The sequence below is a fragment of the Pseudomonas sp. TE9122 genome, from assembly GCF_056278925.1.
Window position 1 is genome coordinate 1,570,849 of sequence record NZ_JBWBQI010000001.1, and the last position, 16,724, is coordinate 1,587,572.

General features: G+C 63.1%; 2 protein-coding genes and 1 pseudogene. 2 read left to right on the top strand and 1 reads right to left on the bottom strand.

Going from position 1 to position 16,724, the window contains the following annotated elements; genetic code table 11:
- Positions 1 to 10: 10 nt before the first annotated feature.
- Positions 11 to 12,325, top strand: a complete 12,315-nt coding sequence (locus tag ACZ9BE_RS07000; protein ID WP_476249103.1) for a non-ribosomal peptide synthase/polyketide synthase — start codon at positions 11 to 13, stop codon at positions 12,323 to 12,325.
- Positions 12,326 to 12,394: 69 nt separating this feature from the next.
- The gene (locus ACZ9BE_RS07005; RefSeq protein WP_476249104.1) at positions 12,395 to 13,357 is read left to right on the top strand and encodes an alpha/beta hydrolase; all 963 of its coding nucleotides are present in this window, start codon (positions 12,395 to 12,397) and stop codon (positions 13,355 to 13,357) included.
- 870 nt (positions 13,358 to 14,227) lie between these two features.
- Here ACZ9BE_RS07005 and ACZ9BE_RS07010 read toward each other — a convergent pair.
- A pseudogene (locus ACZ9BE_RS07010) lies at positions 14,228 to 16,713 on the bottom strand (TonB-dependent siderophore receptor).
- Positions 16,714 to 16,724: the final 11 nt, after the last annotated feature.

A 16,724-nucleotide genomic window follows, 5' to 3' on the forward strand; every position in this document is an offset into this window, starting at 1 on the left:
GGAAAAACGCGTGCAAGAGTTAATCGAGTCGGTAGGACAACTTTCGGCTAAGCAAAGAAAGGCTCTGGCGGTTCTGCTCAAGCAGAAAGGCGTCAACCTCTTTGACATTGCCCCGGTTTTCAAGCGCACGGCTGAAGAGCCGTTGCTGCTGTCCTACGCTCAGCAGCGCCAGTGGTTCCTCTGGCAGTGGGCACCGCACAGCGCGGCCTACAACATTCCGACGGCCCTGCGCTTGCAGGGGCCGCTGGATGTGCCGGCACTGGAACGCAGCATTGCGGCGCTGATCGAACGCCACGAAACCTTGCGCACGGTGTTCTCTCAAGACAGCGCGCAACCCTTGCAAGTGGTCCTGCCCGCAGGACCTTTTACCCTCGATATTCACAACCTGAGCGCTGAACTGGCGAATGACCCGGAGCACTCGATCGAGGCTTTCGTCCAGACCCAGAGCCAGAAGACTTTCGACCTGCAGCACGGCCCGTTGCTGCGTGCCGCGCTGCTACAGGTCAACCCCGCTGAGCATGTGCTGGTGCTGACCCTGCATCACATCGTTTCCGATGGCTGGTCGCTGCAAGTGATGATCGAGGAACTGGTGCAGCTCTATGCCGGTTTCAACCTCGGTCACGACGCTGGCCTGCCGGCGCTGCCGATTCAATACGCCGATTACGCCTTGTGGCAGCGCCAGTGGATGGAGGCCGGTGAGCAGGAGCGCCAACTGGCCTACTGGCAGGCCAAGCTAGGCGGCGAACAACCGGTGCTGGAACTGCCGCTGGATCGCCCGCGCGCGGTGGAGCAGAGCTTCGCCGGCGCCAGCCACAACCTGATTCTCGACCCGGCGCTGAGCCATGCCCTCAAGGCCTTTGCCCGGCAGGAAAACGTCACCCTGTTCGTGTTGCTGCTGGCTTCGTTTCAGGCCTTGCTGCATCGCTACAGCGGGCAAAGCGACATCCGTGTCGGCGTGCCGGTGGCCAACCGTGGCCGGGTGGAAATCGAGCGGCTGATCGGCTTCTTCGTCAACACCCAGGTGCTCAAGGCGGACATCGACGCAGAGCTGCCGTTTATCGAGCTGCTGCGTCAGGTCAAACAGACGGCGCAGGAGGCGCAGGCGCATCAGGATTTGCCCTTCGAGCAACTGGTCGAAGCGCTGGAACCGGGCCGCAGTCTCAGCCACAGTCCGCTGTTCCAAGTGATGTTCAACCACCAGGCCGAGCGCCGCGCAAGCGTCGCCACACGCCTGAACGGCCTGAACATCGAACCGCTGGAATGGCAGAGCCAGACCGCGCAATTCGACCTGACCCTCAACACCACCGAACAGCTTCACGGCATCGAAGCGGTGCTCAAGTACGCCACTGACCTGTTCGACGCAGCGACCATCGAGCGCCTGGCGCAACACTGGACCGCGCTGTTGCAGGCGATCGTCGCCGAGCCGACCCGGCGCATCGGCCAATTGCCGATGCTCGACGCCGGCCAGCAGCAACAGCTGTTGGCGCAATGGAATCCGTCGCTGATCGAACAACCGCTGACCCAGTGCATCCAGCAAGCCATCGAGGCCCAGGCCGAGCGGCATGCCGATGCGGTGGCCGTGACCTTCGCAGGACAACGCCTGACCTACGCTGAACTCAATCGCCGCGCCAACCTGTGGGCGCATACGCTGCTCGAGCAGGGCGTCGGCCCGGACGTGCGCGTCGGCGTGGCGGTGGAGCGTTCGCTGGACATGATCGTCGCCATTCTCGCGGTGCTGAAAGCGGGCGGCGCCTATGTGCCGCTGGACCCGAGCTACCCGGATGACCGCTTGAGCTACATGATCGACGACAGCGGTATTCGATTGCTGTTGACCCAGGGCCATTTGCTCGGGCAATTGCCGCTGCCGCCGGGGCTGATCTGCCTCGATCTGAATCAGGCGCCGGAGCACGGCATCGCAAGCAACCCGCCATGCCTGACCACGCCGGACAATCTGGCCTACGTCATCTACACCTCCGGTTCCACCGGCAAACCCAAGGGCGCGTTGCTGCCGCACGGCAACGTGATGCGCCTGTTCAGCGCCACCGCGCACTGGTTCGATTTCGGCGCGCAGGACAGCTGGACGCTGTTCCATTCCTACGCGTTCGACTTTTCGGTGTGGGAGATTTTCGGCGCGCTGTTGTACGGCGGCAAACTGGTGGTCGTGCCCCACGATGTCAGCCGTTCGCCAGAGGATTTCTACACGCTGCTGTGCGATGAAAACGTCACGGTGTTGAACCAGACGCCGTCGGCATTCAAGCCGTTGATGCAGGTTGCCTGTGAATCTGCGCGCAGCAATACCCTGCGTTACGTGGTGTTCGGCGGCGAGGCGCTGGAAGTACAGAATCTGCGCCCGTGGTTCGAACGTTTTGGCGACCGCGCGCCGACGCTGATCAACATGTACGGCATCACCGAAACCACCGTGCACGTGACCTACCGGCCATTGTCGCTGGCGGATCTGCACAGCAATCACAGCAGCCCGATCGGCGCGCCGATTGTCGACCTGTCGTGGTACTTGCTCGACAGTTCGCTCAACCTGGTGCCGCAAGGCTGCATCGGTGAGTTGTACATCGCTGGCGCCGGTCTCGCTCGTGGTTATCTGAATCAGGCTGGCATGAGCGCTACCCGCTTCGTGCCCGACCCGTTCAACCGCAAGGCCGGCCAGCGTCTGTACCGTACCGGCGACCTTGCACGCCTGCGCGGCGACGGGGTGATCGAGTACATCGGTCGTATCGACCACCAAGTGAAGATCCGTGGTTTCCGCATCGAGCTCGGTGAAATCGAAGCGCAACTGCTCAAGCATCCACAGGTGCGCGAAGCGGTGGTGCTGGCGGTGGACGGCCTCAGCGGCCAGCAACTGGCGACTTGGGTCGTGCCGGTTGAGACATTGAACGCGGACGAGCAGGGCGCGCTGCGTGATTCGATCAAGCTGCACCTGCGCGAAACCCTGCCGGATTATATGGTCCCGGTCAGTTGGGCGTTCCTCGACCGACTGCCGCTGACCGCCAACGGCAAGCTCGATCGCAAACAACTGCCGCAGCCGGACGTTGCGCACGTGCAAGAGGCCTACGCCGCGCCGCGCAGCGAACTGGAACAGCGTCTGGCGGAGATTTGGCAGGACGTGCTCAAGGTCGAACGGGTCGGGCTTCACGATAATTTCTTCGAGCTGGGCGGCGATTCGATCATTTCGATTCAAGTGGTCAGCCGCGCGCGGCAGGCCGGCATTCGCTTTACGCCCAAGGACATTTTTCAGCATCAGACCGTGCAGCGCTTGGCCACCGTGGCGCAGCAGAGCGACGCGGTGCAGACGGAGCAGGGCGAAGTGCTTGGCGACGCGCCGCTGACGCCGATCCAGCAGTATTTCTTCCACAGTGACATCCCGGCGCGGCATCACTGGAACCAGTCGATCCTGCTGACCCCGGCGAAAACCCTGCAAGCCACTGCGCTGCAACAGGCCCTGGCGCAGGTGCAAAAACAGCATGACGCCTTGCGTCTGCGTTATCGCCATACCGAGCAGGGCTGGCAGCAAAGCCACGGCGCGGCGGATCAGCCACAAGACTTGTTGCGCAGCTTTACGCTGGACGACAGCGCGGCACTGCCAGCGCTGTGCCTGGACCTGCAACGCAGCCTCGACCTGCACAACGGCCCGCTGATCCGCGCGGCGCTGGTCGATATGCCGGACGCCAGTCAGCGTCTGCTGCTGGTGATTCATCACCTGGTGGTCGATGGCGTGTCGTGGCGAATCCTGCTCGAAGACCTGCAAAGCGCCTATCAGCAGATCAGCAGCGGACAGAGCGTGCATCTGCCGGCCAAGACCAGCGCGTTCAAGGACTGGGGTTTGCGCCTGCAAGAACATGCGCGCAGCGCGGCGCTGGGCAGCGAACTGAGCTACTGGCGCGAACAGTTGCGCGACGTTCCGCTCGGTTTGCCGCTGGATAATCCGCAGGGCCAGTTGAACAACCGCTTCGAACGCAGCGTCGACACGCGGCTGGACGCCGAACGCACTCGCCAGCTGCTGCAACAGGCCCCGGCGGCCTACCGCACTCAGGTCAACGACCTGCTGCTGACCGCACTGGCGCGGGTGCTCTGCGAGTGGACCGCTAGCGACAGCACGTTGGTGCAGCTCGAAGGCCATGGCCGCGAAGACCTGTTCGATGACATCGACTTGAGCCGCACCGTGGGCTGGTTCACCAGCATGTTCCCGGTGCGCCTGACGCCAAACGCCAGTCTGGAAAGCTCGATCAAAGGCATCAAGGAGCAACTGCGCGCGATCCCGAACAAGGGCATCGGCTTCGGCTTGCTGCGTTATCTCGGTACCGCCGAAGCACAAGCGGCGCTGCGTGAACTGGCGCAACCGCAGGTGACGTTCAACTACCTCGGCCAGTTCGATAGCAACTTCGACGAAGACGCCTTGTGGCGGCCGGCCACCGAAGACAAGGGCGCCGGTCAGGACGCAAATGCGCCGATGGCCAACTGGCTGACCATCGATGGTCGGGTTTATCAGGGCCAGTTGAGCCTGACCTGGACCTACAGCAGCGACGTTTTCGAAGAGGCGACCATTGTCGGTTTGGCCCGCGCCTACGAAGTGGCGCTGAGCGAATTGATCGACCACTGCCTTAGTCATTCCGGGGGGCTGACTCCGTCCGACGTGCCGCTGGCCGGTTTGTCCCAGGCGCATCTGGACAGCCTGCCGATTGCCGCCCAGCGCATCGAGGACATTTATCCGCTGGCGCCGATGCAGCAGGGCATTCTGTTCCACAGCCTGTACGACGCGGACGCCAGCGCCTACGTCTATCAGATGCTGCTGGACATCGACGGCCTCGACGTCGCGCGGTTCCAGCAAGCCTGGCAGCGCGTGGTCGATCGCCATGAAGTGCTGCGCGCCGGTTTCATCTGGGGCCGCGATGGCCTCGATGCGCCGTTGCAGGTGATCCATCGCCAACTGACCCTGGAAATGCCGGAAATCGATGTGCGCGATGCCGCCGATCTGCCTGCAGTGCTTGAAGCACGGGCGCAGGCCGACCGCGAGCGTGGCTTCGATCTGCAGAATCCACCGTTGTTGCGCCTGTGCCTGCTGCGCACTGCTGACGATCGCCATCGGCTGATTTTCACCTGTCACCACATTCTCATGGATGGCTGGAGCAACTCGCGGATGTTCGGCGAAGTGCTGCAGGATTACGCCGGCCAGCCGGTGCCGAGCGCACAGGGCCGCTATCGGGATTTTCTGGTCTGGCTGCAAGGCCAGGACAAGGCTGCCGCGCAGAACTTCTGGCGCGGGCAACTGGCCGAACTCGACGAGCCGACCCGACTGGCCTCGGCCTGCCACGGACGCACCGTGCCGGGGCCGGGCAAACAGATGCATCGTCTGCATTTCGATGAAGCGTTGACCCAGCGTCTGAACAGCTTCTCCCGTCAGCAACAGGTGACCCTCAACAGTCTGGTGCAGGCAGCGTGGCTGCTGGTGTTGCAGCGCTATACCGGCCAGGCCACCGTGGCGTTTGGCGCCACGGTATCCGGGCGTCCGGTGGATTTGCCGGGCATCGAAGAACAGCTGGGGCTATTCATCAACACCTTGCCGGTGATCGCCAGCCCGCAGGCCACCCTCAGCGTCGGCGACTGGGTGCGCAGCGTGCAGGACAAGAACCTGCTGTTGCGCGACTACGAACAGACGCCGTTGCAGGACATTCAGCGTCTGGCGGCGTTGAGTGGCGAAGCGTTATTCGACACTTTGCTGGTGTTCGAGAACTACCCGGTGTCCGAAGCGCTGGAGGCCAATCCGGGCGGGCTGCGCTTTTCCGGTCTGGAGCATCGCGAGCAGACCAACTACGGCCTGACCCTGATCGCTGGTGCCAGCGAAGTGCTCAACCTCGATTTCAATTACCTCACCGAGCACTTTGCCGAACGCAGCGTGTTTGCTCTGGCGGCGCATTTGCGTGAAGTGCTCGAGCAATTTATCGCAGCGCCGCAGCGGGCACTCGGCGAGATCGGTCTGCTGCCGCTGGCCGAGCGTCAGACGCTGGCGCAGTGGAACGACAATCACGCGGCTTATCCGGCCGAGCGGCTGATCTCGCAGAGCTTTGAAGCAAGGGTCGCAGCACATCCGCAGGCACTGGCGTTGAGTCATGCCGGCGTGGCCCTGAGCTATGGCGAACTGAACCTGCGGGCGAATCAGCTGGCCCGGCATTTGGTGACGCTGGGTGTCACCGCCGAAGTGCGCGTCGGCGTGGCGCTGCCGCGTTCGGCGGAACTGGTGATCGCCCTGATGGCGGTGCTCAAGGCCGGCGGCACCTACGTGCCGTTGGACCCGGACTACCCGGCCGACCGCGTGGCCTACATGCTCGATGACAGCCAGGCGAAAGTCTTGCTGACCCAGCAAGCGTTGCTGGCGCAACTGCCGTCCAGCGAAGCCCACGTGGTGCTGGTCGAGGCCGGCGGTGAGGCGTTCGCCGCGCAAGCGCCGGACAACCTGCCGGCGCGCGCCGACTCGGCCAATCTGGCCTACGTGATCTACACCTCCGGTTCCACCGGCAAACCGAAAGGCGTGGCCATCGCCCATCGCAACGTACAGGCGCTGATTCACTGGTCCGCCGAGGTCTACAGCGAGGACGATCTGCAAGGCGTACTGGCCTCGACGTCGGTGTGCTTCGACCTGTCGGTGTGGGAGATTTTCGTCACCCTGGCGCGCGGCGGGTCCATGGCCATGGCGCGCAATGCCCTGGAGCTGGCGGACTTGCCCGAGCGTGATCAGGTGCGCCTGATCAACACCGTGCCATCGGCGATTGCCGCGCTACAACGCATCGGCCAGATCCCGCCGGGTGTGCGCATCATCAATCTGGCCGGCGAGCCGCTCAAGCAGGCGCTGGTCGACACCTTGTACCGCGAGACTTCGGTTGCCCACGTTTACGATCTGTACGGGCCGTCCGAAGACACCACGTATTCGACCTGGACCCGCCGCGAACTCGGCGGCCAGGCCAATATCGGCCGGCCACTGCGCAACACCACCGCGTACCTGCTCGACGGGCAATTGCAGGCAGCTCCGCTCGGCATCGCAGCGGAGCTGTATCTGGCCGGTGAGGGCATCACCCGTGGCTATCTGTTGCGCCCGGGCCTGACCGCCGAGCGCTTCGTGCCCAACCCGTTGGCGAGCAACGGCGAGCGCATGTACCGCACCGGCGACCTGACGCGTTTCATGGACGACGGCCGTATCGAATACGTCGGCCGCATCGACCATCAGGTCAAGGTGCGCGGCTTCCGTATCGAACTGGGGGAAATCGAAGCGCGTCTGCTGGCCCAGGCCAGTGTGCGCGAAGGCGTGGTGCTGGCGGTGGACGGCGTGGGCGGCCAGCAACTGGTGGCTTATGTGGTACCGGCCGAGGCTGATCAAAGCCCCGCGCAACTGGACGCGCTGAGTGCTGAGTTGCAAGCCGCGCTCAAGGCGCATCTGCCGGACTACATGGTGCCGGCGCAGTGGCTGTTCCTCGAACAGTTGCCGCTGACACCCAACGGCAAACTTGATCGCAAGGCCTTGCCGGCACCGGATGCCAGCCAGGCACAACGCGATTACGTCGCGCCATCGACGGCGCTGGAGCAGCAACTGGCCGAGGTCTGGCAGGACATTCTGAAGATCGAGCAGGTCGGCGTGACCGACAACTTCTTCGCCCTCGGCGGCGATTCGATCATCTCGATTCAACTGGTCAGCCGCGCGCGGCAGCAGGGCATTTGCTTCACGCCCAAAGACCTGTTCCAGCAGCAGACGGTGCAGAAACTGGCCGCAGTGGTTTCGCTTGAAGACGCGCAATCCGCCAGCGTCAGCGACTACCCGTTGGCGCAACTGGATCAGGCGCAGCTCGATGCCTTGCCGGTGCCGGCGGAACTGATCGAAGACGTCTATCCGCTGTCGCCGATGCAGGAAGGCATGCTCTTCCACACCCTGTCGGATAACGGCAGCAGCCTCTACGTGCAACAGGTCAGCCTGCCGATCAAGGGCCTCGACGTGGAGCGTTTCCGCCAGGCCTGGGAATTCATCATTGTCCGTCAGGCAATCCTGCGCACCAGTTTCCATTGGCAGGATGGGCTGGCCAAGCCGCTGCAGGTAGTGCATCGCCAAGCGCCGTTGCAGATGCAGGTGCTCGATTGGCGTGGGCAGGACTGCAGCGAGGCGGCGATTGCCGAATTTGCCAGTGCCGACCGCGCGCTGGGCTTCGACTTGTCCGAGGCGCGTTTGCAGCGGGTGACCCTGCTGCAGCTGGGCGACGAGCAGTACCAGATGATCTGGACCAGCCACCACATTCTGATGGATGGCTGGAGCAGTTCGCGGTTGTTCGGCGAGGTCTTGCAGTTCTATTCCACGGGCCAGGTGACTGGCGAAAACGGCCGCTATCGCGACTTTATTGCCTGGTTGCAGGCGCAGGATCAGGATGCCCAAGAGCTGTTCTGGAAGGCGCGTCTGGCGGTGGTCAACGAACCGACCGCGCTGAGTCAGGCGATGCACCCGCGCCACAGTGCCGACGTTACCGGTCACGATGCGCTCTATTCAAATTGGGACAAGGCGCAAACCGCGCGCCTGCTGGAGTTCTGTCGCGATTTGCGCATCACCCCCAACACGCTGATTCAGGGCGCGTGGCTGCTGCTGTTGCAACGCTACACCGGCCAGCAGACGGTGACCTTCGGCGCCACCGTGTCGGGGCGCCCGGAAAGTCTGCCGAACGTCGGCAACATGCTCGGCCTGTTCATCAACACCTTGCCGATCATTCAGACGCCGCAGGCCGATCAGCGCCTGGCCGACTGGCTGGGCGAAGTGCAGGCCTACAACCTCGACATTCGCGATTACTCCCAGGCACCGCTGGCCGATGTGCAGCGCTGGTCGAACCTCGGTGGTCAGGCGCTGTTCGACAGCATCGTGGTGTTCGAGAACTTCCCGATCGACGAGCGCTTGCAGGAAGAAACCGACACAGAGCTGACCTTCGGCAAATCCATCGGCCACGGCGTGACCAACGTGCCGATGGACCTTGCGGTGATGCTCGGCGATGAATTGTCGATCGAGTACCTGTACCTGCGCAGCCACTTCAGCGCCGAGGCGGTGCAAGGCATTCGCCTGACCCTGGAAAACACCCTCGCGGCGATGATGGCCGCGCCGTATGAGCGGCTGGGTAACTTGCAGCGTCTGTCCGCCGAGCAATGGCAAGCGGCGCAGACCTGGAGCGCCGAGCCTTCCCACCGCCACGCGCCGCAGTTGCTGCCGGAGCTGATCAGTCGTCATGCGCAACAGCAACCCCACGCGATCGCAGTGCAATGCGCCGGCGAGAGCCTGACCTACGCAGAGCTGGAGCGGCAGGCCAATCGACTCGCGCAGTGCCTGATCGCGCACGGCGCCGGGCCGGAAGTGGTGATCGGCGTGGCGTTGCCGCGCTCGCTGGAAATGCTGGTGAGCTTCCTCGCCGTGCTCAAGAGCGGTGCGGCGTACGTACCGCTGGACATCGATTACCCGCCGGAGCGTCTGGCGTACATGATCGAAGATTCGCGCATGGCCCTGCTGCTGACGCAAACCAGCCTGCGGGCGACGTTACCGGCGCCGCATGGCGTGTTGCGTCTGGAAATCGATCAACTCGATCGCAGTCTTTACAGCGATGCCGCACCGGTCTGCGATGTTCACGAGCAGAGCCTGGCGTATCTGGTTTACACCTCCGGCTCCACCGGACGGCCGAAAGGCGTGGCCGTCACCCAGGGACCGCTGAGCATGCACTGCCAGGCCATCGCTGAGCTGTACGAAATGGACGCGAGCAGTTGCGAGTTGCACTTCATGTCCTTCGCTTTCGACGGCGCTCACGAACGCTGGCTGAGTACGCTGTACAGCGGCGGTCGTCTGGTGATCCGCGACGGTTGTTTGTGGACGCCGGAGCAGACCTATCAGGCCCTGCACGATTACGGCGTGACCATCGCTTGTTTCCCGCCGGCCTATCTCAAGCAACTGGCCGAGTACGCAGCCGCCAGCGGCATTGCGCCGCCGCCAGTGCGCATCTACTGCTTCGGTGGCGATGCGGTGCCGGAGCAGACTTTCGAACAGGTGAAAGCGGCGTTGCGTCCGCAATACTTCACCAACGGCTACGGCCCGACCGAAACCGTGGTCACGCCGATGCTCTGGAAAGTCGCCATCAGCCAGCAGTGCGAAGCGGCATACGCGCCGATCGGCCGCGCGGTCGGTGCGCGTTCGCTGTACGTGCTCGACGACGATCTGAATCCGCTGCCGCCGGGTTTCGCCGGTGAGTTGTACATCGGCGGTTACGGCGTCGCTCGCGGTTACTACGGCCGCCCCGATCTGACCGGCGAGCGCTTCGTGCCCAACCCGTTTGCCCCTGGCGAGCGCCTGTACCGCAGCGGCGATCTGGTGCGTCGTCGCCCGGACGGGGTGGTCGATTACGTCGGGCGCATCGACCATCAGGTCAAGGTCCGTGGCTTCCGCATCGAGCTAGGCGAAGTCGAGGCCAGCCTGCGTCAGTTGCCGGCGGTCAGCGATGCGCTGGTGATTGCCCGCGACAATGCCTCCGGCAAGCAACTGATCGGCTACGTGGTCACCGCCAGCGGTGAAGACATCGGCGATGCACTCAAGGCCGGGCTGCGCGCTTCGCTGCCGGAATACATGGTGCCGGCGCAGATCGTCTGCCTCAGCGCGTTCCCGGTCACGCCCAACGGCAAGCTCGATCGCAAGGCCTTGCCGGAGCCGGAGTTCAAAAGCGACGAATATGTTGCCCCGCGCACCGAGCAGGAACGCCTGCTGGCGGAAATCTGGGCGCAGGTGTTGCAGGTCGAGCAGGTCGGTATCAGCGATAACTTCTTTGAACTGGGCGGCGATTCGATCCTCAGCCTGCAAGTGATCTCGCGGGTGAGAAACCACCCGACCCTGCAGATGGAGCTGAAGCTGCGTGATCTGATGCGCTATCAAACCATCGCCGGCATCGTCGAGCAGCAAGTGGCGAAGGAGGGCGCCGGGCAAGCGTTGCCGGACCTGACTCAGGTTGCTGCAGAGGGTGCGTTCAATTTGCTGCCGATCCAGCAATGGTTCTTCGCCGAAGGCATGGCCGAGGCGCATCACTACAACCAGTCGTTGCTGCTCAGCGCACGTCAGCCGCTGGATCTCGATGCCCTGGAACAGGCGCTGGGCTTGATCGAACAGCATCACGATTCGTTGCGTCTGCGTTTTTCCAATGACGGCGGGCGCTGGTTGCAGCGCTATAGCACCAGCGCGTCCGACGAGGCTGTGCTGTGGCGCCGTGAAGCGCAAAACAGCGAAGAGGTCGAAGCCTTGGCCAACCTCGCGCAGCGCAGCCTCAAACTCGATGACGGGCCGGTCTGGCGGGTCATGCATGTGGCCTTGCCGGATGGCCAGGCGCGGTTGTTGGTGGTGATTCATCACCTGGTGGTCGACACCGTGTCGTGGCGGATTCTGCTCGACGATCTGAAAGTCGCTTATGAGGCGTGCGTGCAGGGGCTGGCGCCGCAACTGCCGATTCGCACCAGCAGCTATCGTTCGTTTGCCGAGGCATTGCAGGCGCAGGCCCCAGTGATTGCCGAGCAGGAATTGAGCTATTGGCTGGAGCAACTGGATCAGCCCGGCGTTGATCTGCCGTGCGACAACCCGCGCGGCAAGAACCTCGTGCGGCAACAGGCGCAGGCACGGCTCAAGCTGTCCCGCGAGCACACCGAACAACTGCTCAAACAGGCCCCGGCGGTGTACGGCACGCAGATCAACGACTTGCTGTTGTCAGCGCTCAGCCGCGCCCTGTGCCGCTGGAGCCAGCAACCGTCGGCGTTGATTCTGCTCGAAGGGCACGGGCGCGAAGACCTCTTCGAATCGATCGACCTGAGCCGCAGCCTCGGCTGGTTCACCAGCATGTTCCCGGTGCGTTTGCGCCCGGACAGCGATGACATCGGCCAGTCGATCATCGATGTGCAGGCGCAACTGGCGGGCGTACCGCAGAAGGGCATCGGCTATGGCGTGCTGCGTCATCTGGCCGGGCCGGAAATCTCGGCGCAACTGGCTGCATTGCCGCAGGCACGGGTGACGTTCAACTACCTCGGGCAGTTCGACCAGAGCTTCGATGAACAGGCGTTGCTGGTGCCGGCACTGGAAGAGACCGGCGACAACTACAGTCTCAAGGCGAATCTGGGCAACTGGCTGGAAATTGTCGGCCAGGTCTATGACGGGCAACTGGCCTTGCGCTGCATCTACAGCAGCCAGCGTTACCGCGCCGGCACCATGGATGCGCTGATGAGCGATTACCAGCGCGAGCTTGAAGCGTTGATCGAGCATTGCATGGCGCGGGTGGGTTGATCGCCCGGTCTTTTGCGCGGGCGCTGCCCAGGCGCGCCCGTCTTATTGCGGATACAAGGATTTTTAACAATGTCGTTACACCCTGATCTGGAAGCTTTCCTTGACCTCGCTCAAGACAGCCAGGACGCCGGCCTGCCGGCCATGCACCAACTGACCCCGAGCGAGGCCCGCGCCACCTTCGAGCAGACCACCGCGCAACTGCGCTGGCCGGCGCCGCAGGATGTTGAAGTCACCGAGATCGAAACACAGGCCCGTGACGGTGCGGCGCTGGCGTTGCGTTTGTATCGGCCCAACGGTATTGAATCGCCGCTGCCGGTGCTGGTGTATTTCCACGGTGGCGGATTTGTGGTCGGCAGTCTGGATTCCCACGACGGCGTCTGCCGCGAGTTTTGCCAGCGCACGCCGTGTGCGGTGCTCTCGGTCGGTTATCGACTGGCGCCGGAGCATCGCTTTCCGACGGCGCTGGAGGATGGCGAGGACGCTTTGGCCTGGCTGGCCGAACAGGCTGTGAGCCTCGGCCTGGATGGTTCGCGCGTTGCGTTTGGTGGCGACAGCGCCGGCGCCACGTTGGCGACGGTGCTGGCGATTCAGGCAGTGCGCTGGCCGCACACGGTGGCTATCGCGCCCAAGGTGCAGTTGTTGTGTTATCCGGTGACCGATGCTTCGCGGGTGCATGATTCGCGGCTGTTGTTTGGTGAGGGGTATTTGCTCGAGAACGACACGCTGGAGTGGTTTTATCAGCACTATGCGCGTGGGCCGGAGGATTATCTGGATTGGCGTTTTTCGCCGTTGCTGGCGGAGGATCTGCGTGGGGTGGCGCCGGCCATTGTCGTATTGGCCGGGTTTGATCCGTTGCTGGATGAGGGGCAGGCTTATGTCGACAGGCTGCGTGGGCAGGGGGTTGAGGTCGAGGTCGAGGTTTGTGCCGGGTTGACTCATGATTTGTTGCGGTTGGGGACGGTGGTGCCTGGGGTTCTGGAGGTTTATTCGCGGGTTGGTGGGGCGCTTGCGCGGGTTTTTTGGATGGGGTGAATATCCGTTTTTTTTGGTGTTGCTGCTGGCGGTTTCGCCCTTACGGCGACTTACTTTTTTACAAGCGCCTAAAAAAGTAAGCAAAAAACGCTAGCTCCTGCGTTCGGCCCTCGCAGGCTCGGGTTCTTTCGCTCCGGGATCGATCCGGGCGCAGCGGCTCCGGTTTGCTTCGCTGCACCTACACTCGCTGTGTACGACTGCGTCGTACGGTCGCTGCGCTCCCACGCCCGGATCAATCCCTCCACTCAGCCTTCCGACGTCGCCGGTGGATCAAGATCAAAAGCACTCGAGCTAACGCTCATTGTTGAGTGGTGAAAAGCGTGTGGTCTGCTTTGGATCTGTGTTGGATTCGCCCCTCACCCCAGCCCTCTCCCGAGGGAGAGGGAGCCGATTTGCGGGCTTTCCAGAATCTGCATTCGACTCGATATCGCAAGTCGGCGTATTTCGCCTGAACACCTCGGTCAGTCCCCTCTCCCTCCGGGAGAGGGCTAGGGTGAGGGGCTTTTGCTCTGGCTCTTGATCTTTTGCCCCTTCGGCAGGCTTCGTTACGGGATCGATCCGGGGGTGGGAGCGCAGCGACCGTACGACGCAGTCGTACACAGCGAGTGTAGGTGCAGCGAAGCCAACCGGAGCCGCTGCGCCCGGATCGGTCCCGTAACGAAGGTACCCCGAGCCCCAGCGAGCGGGCCGTACGCCGGGGCAAAGCCTTTTTGGTTACTTTTCGCTGGGCCGGCATTCCGGCGTTTGGAAAAAGTGACCCGCCGTAAGGGCGGAACCCTAAGTAGCCTTCACCGCAGCAACGGATATGCCCCCCAATCCCAAAAACCAAAAAGCCCCGCCAAAGCGGGGCTTCCACACAACTAAGAGCAATCAGAAATCAGCCTTCACCGACATCACAAAATTGCGCGGATCCCCGTAGAAGTTACCGAACCCCTCGGTACCAATAGTCGCGTAATAACGCTTGTCGAACAGGTTATTGCCGTTCAACGCCACCGACCAGGTGTCATCGATCCGATAACCAATGCGACCGTTCCAGACCGCATAACCCGCGCCATCGACATTGTCGCCGCCCAGAGGCGAAACCCGGTAGGTGCCCGTCTGCGCATTGACCCCCGCACCAATCGTCACACGGTCCAGCGGCCCGCTCAGGGCGTAATCACCCCAGACGCGCAACAGGTGACGCGGCACGTAGGAGTTGTAGACCGCGCCATCCTGAGTAGCATCGGCGTCTTCCAGCACTTTGGTCTGGGTGTAGGTATAACCGGCCAGCAATTGCAGGCGGTCGATCACTTCACCGCTGACTTCAGCTTCAAAGCCCTGGGCGCGGACCTTGCCGGAGTTGATCTGGCACGAACTGTCTTCGCACCGCAGGTCATCCTGGGCCGCATCTTTCTGGATGGTGCGGAACAGGTTGAACGTGGTGTTCAGACGACCGTCGTACCACTCACCCTTGATCCCCAGCTCGTAGCTCTGGCCAATCAGCGGCTTGAGCGTGCTGCCGTCGATGGTTTTGTACGAGCCTTGCGGGGTGAAGATGTCGGTGTAGCTGGCGTAGGCGGTCAGGTTGTCGTTGAGGTCGTAGAGCAGGCCGGCGAACGGCGTGACCTGGCCGGTTTCGGTGGACTGGGTGTTGACCTCGGTGCCTTCGCCACGGAAGTACTGCACCGAGTCAGTGTCGGATTTGTACCAGCTGACCCGACTGCCGAGTACCAGCGTCATCGGGTCGGCGAGTTTCAGGCGGGCGATCGAGTAAGCGCCGTATTGCTTGATGTGCATGTCCACCGCGGGCCGCCACGGGAGGCGTTGGCCAGGTAGTAGCTTTCATCCGGCTGCGGGATGTTGTGGTTCGGGTTGAACACGTTCTGGCGCTGTGGCAATGCCGCCACCGCGTAGAAGTCGTCCTTGTGCGAACGGCTGGCGTTGGCGCCGACGATCAGTTCGTGCTGCTGGCCGAAGGCGTCGAATTTGCCATCGACGTAGGCATCGAAGCCGTAGTCGCGCTGATCGTAATCATAGGTACTGCCAAGCATCAGCGTGTTGGTGGCGGTGGCGCCCAAGGGCACTGTGCCGCTCGGGAAGGAATATTCCATGTCCTGAGTGTTGCGCGAGTACACGCCGGCGACTTTCAGCGACCAGTCGTCGTTGAACTGGTGTTTGACGTCGGCGAAGTAGGTGGCGCGTTTGCTGCGCTGGTTGTTCCACGAGGTGTTCAGGCAGGTGGAGCGTTTCAGGTGCAGGTCGGAGCCGTCGGCGTAGCGCGGCAGGCCGCCCCAGCACGGGGTGGCGTCGACGTCTTCATAGGCCATGCCCAGACCGAGGGTGGTGTCGGGGCTGAGGTCGAAGTCCAGGGCGCCGTAGTAGATCTGGTCGCGGCGTTCAGCCACGTCGTAGAAATACTTACGGGTCTGCTGGGTCACCACGGCGCGGCCACGGACAGTGCCGGCGTCGTTCAGCGGGCCGCCGGTGTCGACCTGGCCGCGGTAGTTGTCCCAGGTGCCGGCCGATAGCGACAGTTGCGTGTGCGGGGTGTCCTGGCCGCGCTTGCGCACGAAGTTGACGCCGCCGGCGGTGCCGCCCGCGCCCTTCATCATGCCGGCCGCGCCGCGGAGGATTTCCACGCGGTCATAGATGGCCATGTCGCTGTTGAAGCTGTCCGCCTGCACGTAGCTGCTGCCGATGTCCAGCGGCACGCCGTCGTACTGGTACTGGCCGGTCATGCGGAAACCGCGCGAGTAGAAATATTTGCCGCCCATTGGCGAGTCGTAGACGGTGATGCCCGGGGTCTTCTCCATCACCTGTTCGATGGTGTTGAGGTTCTGGTCGTCGAGCATCTTGCGGGTCATCACCGTGACCGACTGCGGCGTTTCCTTCAGCGAGTGCACGCCCTTGCCGATGGTCACGCCGCCGGTGGTGTACGAGTTGCTGCCTTCGGTGGTGGCGCCGAGGCGGTTGGCGTTGACGTTGGTCGGCGCCAGTTCCATCGCGCTGCCGCTGGTGGCCGCGCCGAGCACGGTGACGGTGTTGCCGTCACGCTGATAGCGGATGCCGGTGCCGCTGAGCATCGCCTTCAGCGATTCGTCGTCCTGGTAGCGGCCTTTGAGGGCGCTGGAGCGCAGGCCTTGCAGGCTTTCCGGGCTGTAGATGATTTGCAGGCTGGTCTGCTGACCGAGGGTTTGCAGGGCCTGGGCCAGCGGTTGGGCCGGGATGTTCAGGGTCCATTCCTGGGCCTGGACATACGGCGCTGCTGCAAGGGTCAGTGCCAGACCCAGGCCGCTACCGGCCAGGCGTGTGCGGGTCGCGCCGTGCATCAGCAGGGCTCGAGTCAGAGGGCGAAGCATGAAACGGGATGCGGACATGAGGTTAAGAC